10 protein-coding genes are annotated in these 14,797 nt (G+C 44.3%); 8 read left to right on the top strand and 2 right to left on the bottom strand.

The window, feature by feature from the left end; all coding sequences use genetic code 11:
- The first annotated feature begins 9 nt into the window (after positions 1-9).
- Together H6G40_RS11015 and H6G40_RS11010 are read left to right on the top strand one after the other, a co-directional pair.
- The gene (locus H6G40_RS11015) at positions 10-1,974 is read left to right on the top strand and encodes an amylo-alpha-1,6-glucosidase (protein WP_190537668.1); all 1,965 of its coding nucleotides are present in this window, start codon (positions 10-12) and stop codon (positions 1,972-1,974) included.
- A 90-nt stretch (positions 1,975-2,064) separates the two neighbouring features.
- On the top strand, positions 2,065-2,706 hold the full coding sequence (locus H6G40_RS11010) for an HAD-IA family hydrolase (RefSeq protein WP_069475576.1): 642 nt from the start codon (positions 2,065-2,067) through the stop codon (positions 2,704-2,706).
- A gap of 94 nt (positions 2,707-2,800) precedes the next feature.
- On the opposite strand, the gene grpE is transcribed toward H6G40_RS11010, so the two are convergent.
- The gene (gene grpE / locus H6G40_RS11005; RefSeq protein WP_002738986.1) at positions 2,801-3,523 is read right to left on the bottom strand and encodes a nucleotide exchange factor GrpE; all 723 of its coding nucleotides are present in this window, start codon (positions 3,521-3,523) and stop codon (positions 2,801-2,803) included.
- 240 nt (positions 3,524-3,763) lie between these two features.
- Between grpE and H6G40_RS11000 the strand changes: the two genes are divergently transcribed.
- The 3 genes from H6G40_RS11000 (at position 3,764) to H6G40_RS10990 (ending at position 8,387) form a co-directional block, all read left to right on the top strand.
- Positions 3,764-5,779, top strand: coding sequence for a GspE/PulE family protein (locus H6G40_RS11000; protein WP_190537666.1), 2,016 nt, complete (start codon positions 3,764-3,766; stop codon positions 5,777-5,779).
- 145 nt (positions 5,780-5,924) lie between these two features.
- The gene (locus H6G40_RS10995; RefSeq protein WP_069475578.1) at positions 5,925-7,031 is read left to right on the top strand and encodes a type IV pilus twitching motility protein PilT; all 1,107 of its coding nucleotides are present in this window, start codon (positions 5,925-5,927) and stop codon (positions 7,029-7,031) included.
- A 141-nt stretch (positions 7,032-7,172) separates the two neighbouring features.
- On the top strand, positions 7,173-8,387 hold the full coding sequence (locus tag H6G40_RS10990; protein WP_002778013.1) for a type II secretion system F family protein: 1,215 nt from the start codon (positions 7,173-7,175) through the stop codon (positions 8,385-8,387).
- Between the two features lie 220 nt (positions 8,388-8,607).
- Here the strand turns inward: H6G40_RS10990 and H6G40_RS10985 are convergent, their stop codons facing one another.
- A complete protein-coding gene (locus tag H6G40_RS10985) occupies positions 8,608-11,178 on the bottom strand; it encodes a TIGR03960 family B12-binding radical SAM protein (RefSeq protein WP_190537664.1) in 2,571 nt (856 codons plus the stop codon).
- A 242-nt stretch (positions 11,179-11,420) separates the two neighbouring features.
- On the opposite strand from H6G40_RS10985, the gene H6G40_RS10980 reads away from it, so the two are divergent.
- From H6G40_RS10980 to wecB, 3 genes are all read left to right on the top strand, one after another.
- Positions 11,421-12,203 (top strand): ABC transporter ATP-binding protein, encoded by a 783-nt coding sequence (locus tag H6G40_RS10980; RefSeq protein WP_002739028.1) that lies wholly within the window; start codon positions 11,421-11,423, stop codon positions 12,201-12,203.
- 46 nt (positions 12,204-12,249) lie between these two features.
- On the top strand, positions 12,250-13,584 hold the full coding sequence (locus tag H6G40_RS10975) for an MlaD family protein (RefSeq protein ID WP_069474211.1): 1,335 nt from the start codon (positions 12,250-12,252) through the stop codon (positions 13,582-13,584).
- Between the two features lie 107 nt (positions 13,585-13,691).
- Positions 13,692-14,795, top strand: a complete 1,104-nt coding sequence (wecB, locus tag H6G40_RS10970; RefSeq protein WP_069474210.1) for a non-hydrolyzing UDP-N-acetylglucosamine 2-epimerase — start codon at positions 13,692-13,694, stop codon at positions 14,793-14,795.
- Positions 14,796-14,797 lie beyond the last annotated feature (2 nt).

The following is a 14,797-nucleotide window of genomic DNA, read 5'->3' as shown; positions in this document are numbered from 1 at the left end:
TGGAAGCCTATGGTCAAGCTCCGTTTTGGTCGAGATATCTGTAATTGTCTCCCGGTGGCTGAAAAGCGCGAATGGTTAGTCACTAATGGTATTGGGGGTTTTGCCGCGGGAACTGTGGCCGGATTGCTAACGCGCTGTTATCATGGCCTGTTGATCGCTGCTTTGGCTCCACCGACGAAAAGAACACTTCTAGTGACTAAAATCGATGAATCGGTACAATATAACCAGAAACTCTATCATCTGGCCAGCAATCGCTGGTTAGGTGCTACGATCGAACCACAAGGCTATATTAATATCGAAAGTTTTCATCTGGAAGGGACAATTCCCGTCTGGACTTTTATCTGTGGGGATGCCTTACTAGAAAAGCGTATCTGGATGGAACAGGGAGAAAATACCACCTATACCCGCTATACCTACCTTCGCGGCAATTCTCCTTTAACCCTGAATCTGACTGCTTTTGTCAATTATCGTGATTTTCACGGCAATACCCAGGGTTTTAACTGGCAAATGGCTATTAGTCCCCTAGAAAAAGGAGTAAGAGTGATTGCCTATGACAATGCTGTACCTTTTTATCTATTAATCAGTCAAGGAGAGGTTTTTCCCGCTCATATCTGGTATTATCGCTTTGATTTGGCTGTGGAACGTTATCGTGGTTTAATCGATCGGGAAAATCATCTCCATGCCGCCAGTTTTTCGGCTACTCTTAAAGTGGGAGAATCGGTGACAATTGCCGCTAGTACCCGTCCCGATCCCAGTTTAGACGGTCAATCTTCTCTAGAGTCTCGCTATCGCTACGAAAATAGTCTGATTAATCCCCAGCAGCCGCCATGGATTCAACAACTTACCCTCGCTGCCGACCAGTTTATCGTTAGTCGTCCTCTCCGGGATCAACCGGATGGCAAAACGATAATCGCGGGTTATCCTTGGTTTGGTGATTGGGGTCGCGATACGATGATCTCCCTAAGAGGATTAACTTTGACTACAGGCAGATCTGCGATCGCCCGTCAGATTTTACTAACTTTTTCCCGTTATCTAGACCGGGGTTTATTGCCCAATTTACTGCCCGATGGCGGAGAAATGCCCGAATATAACGCTGTCGATGCTATTCTTTGGTATTTTGAAGCCATTCGTTCCTATTTTAACCAAAGCCAAGATTTTGAGTTTCTCAAAACTATTTATCCCGCTTTAACGGAAGTGATCGCTTGGTTTCGTCGCGGTACTCGCTACAATATTCACCTAGATGACGATGGTTTGATCTATGCCGGCGAAACGGGAGTACAGTTAACTTGGATGGATGCCAAAGTTGATGATCTGGTGATTACTCCCCGCATCGGCAAACCCGTAGAAATTAATGCCCTTTGGTTCAATGCCCTAAAAATTATGGTTCAATTTGCCCATTATTTGGGCATGGATGCCACTGATTACGAAAAAATGAGAGAAATGACCTTAAAAGGGTTTTCTCGCTTCTGGGACGATTCTCTAGGGTACTGTTACGATGTTTTAGATACGGACAAGGGTAATGATGCCAGTTTACGACCGAATCAACTTTTTGCCCTGTCTTTGTCGGTGGAGGAGTTATTAAATTCCCCACAGAAAAAGGCCATTCTCGATATTTGTGCTTTAAAACTTTTGACTTCTCGCGGTTTGCGATCGCTAGATGTGGATCATCCTGATTACCTTGGCGTTTACAGTGGCGATCGCTTAAAAAGAGATAGTGCCTACCATCAGGGGACAGTCTGGGGATGGTTATTAGGGGCATTTATCGAAGCCCATCTAAAAGTCTATCGCGATCCCATCCTAGCCCAGAGTTTTTTAACACCGATGATTGACCATCTTCGGGATAGCTGTATCGGTAATTTAAGTGAAATTTTCGATGGTAATGCTCCTTTTACTCCTAGGGGTGCTTTTGCCCAAGCATGGACGGTGGCAGAGGTATTAAGGGTTTGGCAAGGGATCCAAGAATTTCGGCCATAATCCTTTAAAATAAGCAATGGTTAGGTGTGTTAAACCCCCCAAAAGACCGACCCTAAAAACCTCAGTTAGACCGTTAAAGACAAAACTCTTATGCAGAAACCGCAAGTTATTTTTCTCGATGCTGTGGGAACCCTTTTTGGGGTAAAAGGCAGTGTCGGAGGAATTTATAGTCAAATAGCGGCGGATTTTGGGGTAGAGGTGGCGGCCGAGAGTCTAGAACAGTCTTTCTTGGCTATTTTCCCCACTTCTCCCCCCCTAGCTTTTCCTAAGGTTGAACCGGCACAAATTCCTGAGTTAGAGTATCGCTGGTGGCGATCGCTGACTGGGGCAGTTTTTAATAATTTAGGTTATCTGGGAAGATTTCCCGATTTTGAGGCTTTTTTTGGCGAACTTTATCATCATTTTGCCACGGCCGAGCCTTGGGTGCTGTACGAGGATGTCATTCCCGCTTTAAGACTCTGGCAGATTCAGGGGATCGAGTTGGGCATTATTTCTAATTTTGATAGTCGTATCTACCAAGTTTTGGCCGAATTAGGCTTAGAATATTTTTTTCGATCGATCACGATTTCTTCCCAGACAGGAGCAGCTAAACCCGATCGGGAAATTTTTCAAATTGCCCTGCAAAAACATGATTGTCCCCCCGCACAAGCTTGGCATATTGGCGATAGTAAAAAAGAAGATTACCAAGGAGCAAAAGCCTTGGGTATAGAAGCGTTTTTAATTAAAAGATAAAAGCGAGAAAAAGTCTTTCAGTGGGAAGAGGGGATAGGGAGGAAACACATATCCCCAAAACCAAAATATCTGAACACTTTTTGATGTGGAGGTGTTAGAGAGATTCCTGGGATGGAATGGAAGGAGATTCGGACTGATCAGCGTTAGGATCTGTCTCTTTGGGGGCGGCCACTTTTACCAAAGCATGACGCAAAACATCTTCTCCGAGAGTGTATCCTCGCACTAGCTGCTCGACTACCGTGCCTTCGGGATGTTCATCGGTGTACTCCCGCATCATCGCTTCGTGGTAGCTAGGATCAAAGGGTTGACCTTCCGGACGCATGGGGGAAACGCCCAAACGCTTGAGACTGTCCACTAAGGTTTTATAGACCCCTTGGTAACTCTTGTGAATACCCATCTCGCCATCGTTAGCTGGTTTAATTTGAGTACGAGCGCGCTCAAAATTATCCACCACACCAAGAATTTCCATCAGGGTTTTGCCCTTGATTTTTGTTTCCAGTTCCTCTTTTTCCTTGGCCGTGCGTTTGCGAAAATTGTCGAACTCGGCTGCTAGAGTGATATAGCGTTTCTTATAGGCATCAACCTGTTGGGTTTGTTCCTCTAACTGCTGTTTGAGAGTATCAATTTCCTCTTGTAGAGTATCGATAGTCATTCCACCTAGAAAGGAAAATTCCTCGCTAGAGGCGGCCTTGTCCGTCACCGTTTTGGCTTCATCGGTGACACTGGCTTCTGATTCGTTTGTAGGAGATTCAGGGGAATTAGAAGAGGATTCTTGGTTTTCGTCGAAAATTGCCGAGGTATTTGGTTCTGCACTCATGGTATAGGATTTTAGTGGGGAATTTGGCAATATATGACCATTTAATGCTGATTTTGGTCTTTAAGTACCAGCTAATAATCAAGGTTTAACCCTTAATGTAACATTTTGTGGACAAGATCCGTAACCAGATATAAGCGGCCCCGATCGATAATCAGTGATCTAGAAAAATTTTTGCTAGAATGCAGTTTTCTCAGTAAAATTGGGAAGATTAAAGGGTAGTGAAGAGGTTAGGAATCGTCTATGACATTTTCTTCCAAGAAAACCCGTGCTGTCGCCCTACGCAATTACTTTTCCCCCTTTGGTAACAAGTTAGTGCAGTCGGGCTATATCGGTGCCGAGCAAATGCAACAGGCCCTGGTAGAAACGCGGAAATCGGGACGATCGCTAGTAGAAATATTGCAAAAACTAACCGGGCGGCCTTTGCCCCCGGATTTACAGCGACAGTATAAGAAAAACCAGTTATTTGAACTAAAAATCCTCTACGGAGTCGAATCGCTCGACCCAGAATTGAGCGATGTGGATGGACTGGAAATAGCCAGGCTGATCGATTCTTTGATTCCGATCGATCTTTGTCGTCGCTATCGTCTCATCCCCCTGCGTCGAATCGAAGGAGAGCCAGCCGCGATTTTGATAGCCATGGTCGATCCTGACAACCTCGAGGCTACTGACGATATCAATCGTATCCTCCGCCCCAGGGATTTAGGTTTACAGCGTTTGGTGATTGCCGGGGAAGATTATGAAAGATTACTGGAAAAATTCCACTCGGCTCAATCGGAACTAGAACGGGAGAAAGCCCGACTGCAAAAAGAAAAAGAACTGGAAAAACTCTCGGATCTGACCGATATTGTCGGCAGTCTTGATTTGACCTCTGGTGTTGCTAACGATGAAGTGGCCGATGATCTCGGAGAAGGGGATGCTAATCAAGCCCCCGTCATCAACCTTGTCAATAAAATTATAGCTAAAGCTCTACAGGAAGGATCCTCCGATATTCACATCGAACCCCAAGAAGAATTCCTGAAAATTCGCTTTCGCAAAGATGGAGTTCTTCATCAAGCTTTTGAGCCACTGCCGAAAAAAATTGCCCCGGCGGTCACAGCCCGGTTTAAAATCATGGCCGATCTCGATATTTCCGAACGTCGTCTTCCCCAGGATGGTAAAATTCGGCGGATGTATCAAGGACGAAAAGTAGATTTTCGGGTTAATACCCTGCCCAGTCGCTACGGGGAAAAAGTCTGTTTAAGGATTCTCGATAACTCGGCTACCCAGTTGGGTTTAGATAAACTAATCACTGATCGAAATACTCTGCAAATCGTCCGAGACATGGCTAGTCGTCCCTTTGGTCTGTTGCTGGTGACAGGCCCCACCGGTTCAGGGAAATCCACCACTTTATACTCGGTGTTAGCGGAAAGAAATCACCCTGGGGTCAATATTAGTACGGCCGAAGACCCGATCGAATATTCTCTGCCAGGCATCACCCAGGTGCAGATAATTCGCGAAAAAGGCATGGATTTCGCCTCGATTCTGCGGGCATTCCTGCGACAAGACCCGGATGTGATTCTGGTGGGAGAAACTAGGGATAGGGAAACGGCTAAAACGGTGATCGAGGCCGCCTTAACCGGTCACTTGGTCTTAACTACCCTACACACCAACGATGCCGCAGGTGCGATCGTTCGTCTTGATAAGATGGGGATTGAACCGTTCATGATTTCTGGTTCTCTGTTGGGAATCTTGGCCCAGCGTCTCGTGCGGCGCGTCTGTACCCAGTGTCGGGTCGCCTATCACCCTAGTCAAGAGGAATTAGCCCGTTTTGGTCTTTCCGCTGCCAATGAACAGGAAGTGACTTTTTATAAGGCTAATACCCTAACTATGGAGGAAATTCAACAAGCGCGAAAACAGGGCAATCTCTGCCTTAAGTGTGCTGGCAGCGGTTACAAAGATCGCATCGGTGTCTATGAGGTAATGCAGAATAGTGAACGAATACAGCAGTTAATTAACCAAGGGGCGACAACCGATCGCATTAAGGAGGCGGCCGTTGATGAGGGCATGGTGACACTCCTAGCCTATAGTTTAAATCTGGTGCGCGAGGGTTACACCACCCTCGAAGAAGTAGAACGGGTGACACTGACCGATTCTGGTCTAGAAGCGGAATTAAAAGCCAAACGGAAAAGCGGTTTAATCTGTAGTGGTTGTCGCGCTGAACTACAACCAGAATGGCTCGATTGTCCCTATTGTATGACACCGCGATTTAGTTATTAAGACAGTTTTTCAGTTATCAGTTATCAGTTATCAGTTATGAGATTTGAGTTTTAAGTAAGGAGTATTAAGTGAGTAGTCTTAAATAGCACTTTCCCAATGTCTTTTCACTGTTCACTGATTTTACCTTATAGATGGGGTTTAACTTATGGAATTAATGATCGAAGATTTAATGGAACAATTGGTCGAGATGGGCGGTTCCGATATGCACATTCAGTCTGGGGCGCCGGTCTATTTTCGCATTAGTGGCAAACTGTCCCCGATTAATGAAGAATCTTTAACCCCGCAAGATTGTCAGAAATTGATTTTTAGTATGCTCAATAATACCCAAAGAAAAGAGTTAGAGCAGAATTGGGAATTAGACTGTTCCTACGGGGTGAAAGGATTAGCAAGATTTAGGATCAATGTTTATAAAGAAAGGGGAGCCTATGCAGCTTGTTTACGCGCTTTGTCCTCTAAAATGCCTAACTTTGAACAATTAAATTTACCAGAAGTGATCCGAGAATTATCGGAAAGACCGAGGGGATTAATTCTCGTAACTGGCCAAACAGGTTCAGGTAAAACTACCACTTTAGCGGCAATTTTAGACTTAATTAATCGGACTAGGTCTGAACATATTTTAACTGTAGAAGACCCAATTGAATACGTTTTTCCTAATATAAAAAGCCTGTTTCACCAACGACAAAAAGGAGAAGATACCAAGAGTTTTGCTAACGCACTAAGAGCAGCTTTACGAGAAGACCCTGATATTATCCTTGTGGGAGAAATGCGGGATTTAGAAACAATTAGTTTGGCAATTACGGCCGCGGAAACCGGTCACTTAGTCTTCGGAACCCTACACACTAGCTCGGCAGCGGGAACAGTGGATCGGATTATTGACGTTTTCCCCGCTAACCAACAGGCACAAATTCGCGCCATGTTATCCAATTCTTTACTAGCAGTTTTTAGTCAAAACCTAGTCAAGAAAAAAAATCCCAAACCGGGGGAATTTGGCCGGGCAATGGTACAGGAAATCATGGTGGTAACTCCAGCGATCGCTAACCTAATTCGCGAAGGAAAAGCCCCCCAAGTTTACTCGGCAATTCAAACGGGAATGAAGCTAGGAATGCAAACTATGGAACAGGGATTAGCTAATTTAGTTGTTAGCGGTGTTATATCCTTTGAAGAGGCAATTTCTAAAAGTAGTAAACCCGATGAATTACAACGTCTGGTCGCTGGGTCCGTTGCTAACGCCAAAACTAAAACCCGTTTCTAATGATAAATACTGTTTAAAAGGCATAGGAGATTGGGGAGTACCGAAGCAGGGACAATAAATAAAAATAATCTCCTGACTCCTGATGGCTAACAGCTAACAGCTAAAAAACTGATAACTGATAACTGATAACTAATTTGTCCTATGCCTACTTTTGTCGCACAAGTTAAAAGCAGCTCTGGAAAAGTTTTCCAAGAGAAAGTTGAAGCTATGTCTCCCGATCATGCTCGAATGATACTGAAGGCAAAATATGCCGCCGTCGGTAAAGTCAAAAAAGCGGGAGGAGAGATCGATCTTTCTAGTTTAGAGTTGATATTTGCCAAGATTTCCATCAAAGATAAAGCGGTTTTTTCCCGTCAATTTTCGGTAATGATTAATGCTGGTGTGCCGATTATGAGATGTTTGGGAGTTTTGGGGGATCAATCCAGTAATCCCAAGATGAGAAAAGCACTACAAGCGATTAGCACCGACGTACAGCAAGGGAGTCCGTTATCGGAAGCGATGGCCAAACATACCGAATGTTTTGATGAACTTTATGTCAGTATGATCGAAGCTGGAGAGACGGGGGGGGTACTCGATGAAGTGCTGCTCCGTCTCTCGAAACTTTTGGAAGATATGGCCCGCTTGAAAAACCAGATTAAATCAGCGATGACCTATCCGGTAGCGGTGGGAATTTTGGCGATAATTGTGTTTTTCGGGATGACCATCTTTTTAATTCCCGTGTTTGCGAAAATTTTCACCGATTTGAAGGTGCCACTACCAGCTTTAACGCAATTTATGCTCTTTTTAAGTGGTGTGATGCGTAGTTGGTTGATTTTAATTCCGATTGTCACCATTGCTGCCACGGTTTTTTTGCTGCGTCGCTATTACAAAACCCCGATAGGTCGTCTGCAAATTGACTGGTTTTTCCTTAAAATGCCCCTTTTTGGCGATTTGAATAAAAAATCGGCTGTGGCTAGATTTTGCCGGGTTTTTGGGACTCTGACGCGTTCTGGTGTCCCGATTTTGAATTCCCTTGATATAGTTTCTAATACGGTGGGTAATCAGGTAATTGCTAATACGATCGCTAGTGCTAAGAAGGAAATTCAGCAGGGGGGAATGATGAGTTTGTCCCTACAAAAAGCCAATGTTTTCCCACCTTTGGCCATTCAAATGATTAGTATTGGTGAAGAAACAGGAGAATTAGATACCATGATGATGAAAGTGGCGGATTTCTACGAAGATGAGGTGGAACAGGCCGTTAAAGCTTTAACCAGTATCATTGAACCCTTGATGATGGTTGCTATTGGGGTGATGGTGGGAACTATTCTTGTGTCTATGTACCTACCCATGTTTAAAGTCTTCGACGCCTTGCAATAAGTTTATCAGTGATCAGTTATCAGTGACTATTGCCGGTAGCCTGAAATCAACCAGATTTTAATTTTCATCTCCTTTTATTTGATTAGGTGAATCTGTCTCTTAGGAAACTTTTGGTTGTTCAAAATTACCGGCCAGCTTTGGTTGATGATTCCTTGGAATTAGTCGATCAAGATTAGCTGACTTTCTGGGGTTAGAGCATAAAGGGAACAATTTACGATGGTTAAGCTCCTAAAATCAAGCGCTGACGATGAAAATTAAGCAGCGAAATCTCTTGGCCAGAAACCCTTTCTAACATCTCGACGATATGATCGGGCTGTAGTAAAGTGCCATCATTGCGACAACTGCCCACATAGCACAAAACGGCTTGTTTGTCAACAGTTTTTAACTCTAATTCATATAATTGTTCTCGCAGATTAATCGTGACTTTTTTGCCGGATTTGGTGGTTTTTTCCCGTTCCATCACCGTTGCTTGTTTAATTGCCTCGATCCAATTTTGCCACTGTTGGCAGTCAATTCCCTCGCTATTAAAAGTGAGCAAATACTCGGCTTTTTCTAACACACGGGTGGCAGCAGGAGCATTTAAGGGAATTTCTTCCACCTGATAAACCGGCAAATCTGCGGGTAATTGTGCGGTTAACTGCTGTTTAAACGTCTCTAAATCCATCACTTTTGTCAATTCAAAATCGACAATCTCACCGCTACTGGTTGCTCCCAAGGATAAAGCATTGGCGATCGAAATGCGCGGACCGGGGTGAAATCCACCAGTAAAGGAAATGGGAATAGCAGCCCGACGGACGACGCGATCAAATAAACGCACCAGATCCAAGTGGCTAACTAGAGCCATTTCGCCAATTTTGCCAAACCAAACCCGAATTCTTTGGGTGCGTTCTTGATTGGGTTGAAAATGTCCGGCAAAAGCGGGAATCGGGGGCGCTTCAATGACGATATTATGACCAAAATCGACGCTACAAACGCCACAATGGGAACAACCCTCAAAAGAACAATCGGGAACCGTTGCCGCGTCTAGAGCGCGTTTTAAGTCCTCCTCTAGCCATTTTTTATCGATACCGGTATCCAGATGATCCCAGGGCAAAGGACGCTCTAAAATATCTTTGTCTGTATCGGCAAAAATATTCCATTCTCCCTGTTCTATCTGACGATATTTCCAGGTTAAACCGGATTCTTCGATCGCCTGTGACCATGCTTGATAGGCTTTTTCCGTATTATCCCACCAAGCATCCATCCCGGCTCCCAATTGCCAAGCGCGCAGCACCACTTTCCCTAAACTTCTGTCACCGCGACCGATAAAATCTTCCATAGCCGAGATGCGGACATCGGTATAATTGACTTTTACCCCTCTCATGCCTTGGAATTCCTGTCTTAATAACTCCTGTTTGCGGATAAATTCGGCCGTGGAGACGGAATGCCACTGGAAGGGGGTATGGGGTTTAGGGGTAAAATTCGAGATAGTTAGGGTAAAATCGAGGGGTTTCCGCTTCGGTAAACGACATTCCCGACGCAACCAGCGCACCGTTTCCACGATACCGATGACATCCACATCGGTTTCCCCCGGCAAACCGATCATAAAATAGAGTTTGACCTTATCCCAACCCTGTTCGACGGCAGTTTTTATCCCTCTGAGTAATTCTTCGTTGGTTAACCCTTTGTTAATCACATCGCGCATTCGTTGGGTTCCCGCTTCCGGTGCAAAGGTTAAACCCGATTGACGATTGCCCCCAATTATGTTAGCAATATTTTCGTCAAAGCGATCGACTCTTTGACTGGGTAAGGATAGAGATATATTCTCATTCTGGAGACGGTTTTTAATCTCCATACCCACGGCAGGTAAAGCTAGATAATCGGAGCAACTGAGAGATAATAGAGAAAATTCGTTATATCCCGTCGCTCGCATTCCTTTTTCAATCGATTCGATGACTGCTTCCGGTTGCACATCCCGCGCAGGACGGGTTAACATCCCCGGTTGACAAAAACGACATCCCCGAGTGCAACCGCGACGAATTTCCACCACTAGGCGATCGTGAACCGTTTCCACGAAGGGAACTAAACCGATAGAATAGGCTGGGATAGGAGTGGCTACCCGGCGTAAAATTCTTTGCGGTACATCGTCACGATTGGGGATAACTGCACCGATTGGGGTGACATCGTAGAAACGCGGCACATATACCCCCGGAATTTGGGCTAAATCTAGCAATAGTTCTTCTTTGCTTAGATTAGCTAGTTTACCTTCTTCTAAAATTAAACCGATTTCTGGCAATAATTCTTCGCCATCACCAAGGGCGATAAAATCAAAAAAGTCGGCGTAGGGTTCGGGGTTAGAGGTGGCAGTTTGTCCCCCGGCAAAAATTAGCGGATAGTTACCCGCATCTCTTGCTCTCCAAGTCAAGGGAATTGCCGCTAGGTCGAGCATTTCTAAAATATTGGTGGCTCCTAGCTCATAACTGAGACTAAAACCCAGAATATCAAAATCTGTGAGGTAACGACGGGATTCTAGGGCAAATAAGGGGGTTTTTGTCTGTTTGAGTTTTTGGGCTAAATCCGGTGCGGGTAAATAAGTGCGATCGCAGAGTTGGCGGGGTTGTGCATTGAGGATATTGTAGAGGATAATATGGCCGAGGTTAGATGCCCCCACTTCGTACACTTCCGGATAGGTTAACACCCAACGAACCACCGCACTTGCCCATTCTTTATGTTTAGCACCTAACTCGTTGCCCAAATAACGCGCTGGTCGAAAAATGTCGGGGGTAAGCAGTTGGTCTAAAGCAATAGTCACGGCAATCTACCTCAGATATCGTCAGCAATGGGTGCTTTTCTACTATAGCAGCCAGAATCGAGTCAGTATTCAGGAGTCAGTATTCAGGAGACAGGAGATAGGAGATAGGAGACAGGAGATAGGAGGCAGCTTTATTCTCCCCACACCCCACTTCCCCACACCCCACACCCCACACCCCACACCCCACACCCCACTTCCCCATCTCCCTAAAATTCCAGAGGTTATAAGATAATTAAGCGACGATGAAAGAACCGTTAATTGAATTGAGAGGAGTATCGAAAAGATTCGGGGATAACGTTATTCTCGACGGATTAGATTTAACCATTTATCGAGGGGAGGCCCTGGTAATTATCGGGCCGTCGGGGACGGGAAAATCAACGGTTTTACGGTTAATTGCGGGATTAACGGGGATAAATGCGGGAGAAATTCGTATTAAAGGCCAATTGCGTCAGGGATTGCTAGAAGATGGTCGAGAAGCGATGCGAACTTCCTTAGTTTTTCAACAAACAGCCCTGTTTGATTCTCTCACCGTCGGGGAAAATGTCGGTTTTTATCTCTACGAACAAACTAACTTAAAAAAAGCCATAATTAGGGAATTAGTGGAAAAAAGCTTGGAAATGGTCGGTTTACAGGGAATTAGTGACCTTTATCCCTCGGAACTATCGGGGGGAATGCGTAAACGGGTGGCTTTTGCCCGCGCTATTATCACTAATCCCGATAATCCGGCTGATAATCCTGAATTACTGCTGTATGATGAACCTACCGCCGGATTAGACCCAATAGCTTCTACAATTATCGAGGATCTAGTGCGGACTCTCCATGAAAAATCGGGGTCTGCGAACACTTATGTGATGGTTTCTCACCAACAAAGCACCATCCGACGCACCGCCGATCGAGTAGTATTTCTCTATCAGGGAAAAGTGCAATGGCAGGGATTAGTGGCAGATATCGATCGTACCGATCATCCCATGATCCGGCAATTTTTTAGCGCCAGCATTGAAGGCCCGATTAGGACAATCGTTTAAGCTAGATTAAGCTAAATTAAGAACTATCGAGAATGAGAGAAAAATCATGCAGAGTTCGCGAGCTTTACGGGAAGGAAGACTAGGTTTGTTTGCCCTAGGCGGATTATTGGTCTTTGGGGTGCTCGCTATCTGGGTTCGCGGGGGGGGATTTGGTCAAAGAACCTATCAATTAATCTTCGAGTTTGCCGACGTGGAAGGGTTACAAGTCGGGGCGCCGGTGCGTTTTCGCGGGGTGAGAGTGGGAAGAATTACGAGTTTTATCCCGGGAAGCAATCAAGTGGAAGTTATTGCCGAAATCGCTTCTGCTACTTTAGTTATGCCTAGGAAGGTAACTGTTACTACCAATCTTTCCGGATTAATTGGGGAGGCAGCCATCGATATCACTCCCTTAGTTTCTTTAAGTGCTGAGGCCAAAAATCTCGACCCTCTGGGTCCCGACTGTGATCAACAGTTAATTCTCTGTAATAATACTCGTTTACAGGGGACAACAGGAACACAATTAATGTCTAGTGTTGGTCGTTTAGTGGATACTTTTACCAGTCCTGAATTTGTGGGTAATCTCAATGATGTCACCAAAAATACCGCTATAGCAGCTCAAAAAATCGCCCGTTTATCCGATGATACCTCTCAGACTATCCGTAATGCCCAAAGAGAAATCTCTCGTCTATCTTTGGAATTAGCTACCACCAGTCGCTCGGTCACTAATACGGCTAATAATGCCTCCCGTTTTGTCAATACTTTAGATAATACCGTTCAGGAAAATCGCAGTCAAATCAGCAGGACTTTTCAACAATCCTCCCAATTAGTCGCTAATCTCAATGCTGTTCTCAGCGAAAATCGGGGACAAATTGTTAATACTCTCGATAATATTAATCAAGCTAGTTTAGGTATTGGCAGTCTCGCTAATAATCTCAATAATACCGCCCTGAGGTTGAATGCTGGTTTAGATGAAATTGATACTAAACAAGTCATGCAAAATATCGAGACGATTTTGAATAATGCGGTGGAGACATCGAATAATTTACGAGAAATTACTAAAACTATTAACGATCCTGCTACAATAGTCCTGCTGCAAAAAACTCTCGAATCCGCTAGGGTGACTTTTGAAAATACTCAAAAAATCACCTCCGATATCGATGAGTTAATCGGTGATCCCCAATTTCGCGAGAATTTAAGACGTTTAATCGATGGCTTAAGTAATTTGCTTTCTTCTGGGGAACAATTAGAATATAATTTGCGTATCGCTCAAACTTTAGATACCATGACTCAAGAGTTAGCCAAACAAAAAGTTTTGACCATCTCTCGACCTTCTTTAAATCCTCAGCAAATGCAACTCTATCCCCAAGTTATTGTTCAACAAACCCCCACCGGTGAAAAATGACAAAACAGCACAATTCAATAGATTTTCATGGATCATTCAACAGTAATCAGTGAACTGAAAACTCACATCTGATAACTGATAACTGATAACTGATAACTGATAATAATATGTCGAAATCAATTTGTATTACTCTTGGAACTCGTCCCGAAGCGATTAAATTAGCTCCCGTTATTCGTGCTTTTCAAGAATCGGAACAGTTTCAAACCCATGTAATTCTGACGGGACAGCATAAAGAAATGGTAGCGCAGGTGATGGAATTATTTGCTTTAAAAGCAGATGAAAATCTCGATATTATGCAAACCCGTCAAACCTTAACTGATATTACTTGCCGCAGTTTACGCGGTTTAGAAACGGTCTTTGAGCGCATAAAACCAGATTTAATTATTGTGCAAGGTGATACTACTACTGCTTTTGCTGCTGCTTTAGCGGCTTTTTATCAACAAATTCCTATCGCTCATGTGGAAGCAGGATTAAGAACTAATGATATCTATAATCCCTATCCCGAAGAAGCTAATCGCCGCCTAATTTCTCAACTGACTACCCTACATTTTGCTCCCACTACTTTAGCCGTGGAAAATTTACAAAAATCTGGGGTGACAGGAAATATTCACCACACCGGTAATACAGTTATTGATGCTTTATTAACCGTAGCCAAAACCGCCCCAGAATGTCAAATTGCGGGCTTAAATTGGTCAGATTATCGGGTTTTATTAGCCACGGTTCACCGCCGGGAAAATTGGGGCGAACCCTTACAGGATATTATCAAAGGATTCACTTTGTTGTTAGAAAAATATACCGATACAGCCCTATTATTACCCCTCCATCGCAATCCCACCGTCCGAGAACCAATACAGTCCGCTTTGGGCAATCATCCCAGGGTATTTTTAACTGAACCTCTCGATTATGCCGAGTTAGTGGGGGCGATTCAACGCTGTTATTTATTATTAACTGATTCTGGAGGCATTCAAGAAGAAGCACCGAGTTTAGGAAAACCGGTTTTAGTATTGCGAGAAACCACAGAAAGACCGGAAGCAGTGCAAGCGGGAACAGCGAAATTAATTGGGACTAATCCGGAGCAAATTTTAGCCGCAGCGGGAGAATTATTAAGGGATAAAATCGCCTATGATCGTATGGCTAATGCCATTAATCCTTTTGGAGATGGACAAGCATCCCAAAGAATCCTCCAAATCGTCCAAGATTTTTTGGCTTAATC

Origin of the sequence: Microcystis viridis FACHB-1342 (assembly GCF_014698335.1) — a bacterium.
Taxonomy (GTDB): domain Bacteria; phylum Cyanobacteriota; class Cyanobacteriia; order Cyanobacteriales; family Microcystaceae; genus Microcystis; species Microcystis ichthyoblabe_A.
This window is presented reverse-complemented; position numbering and strand designations above follow the sequence as displayed.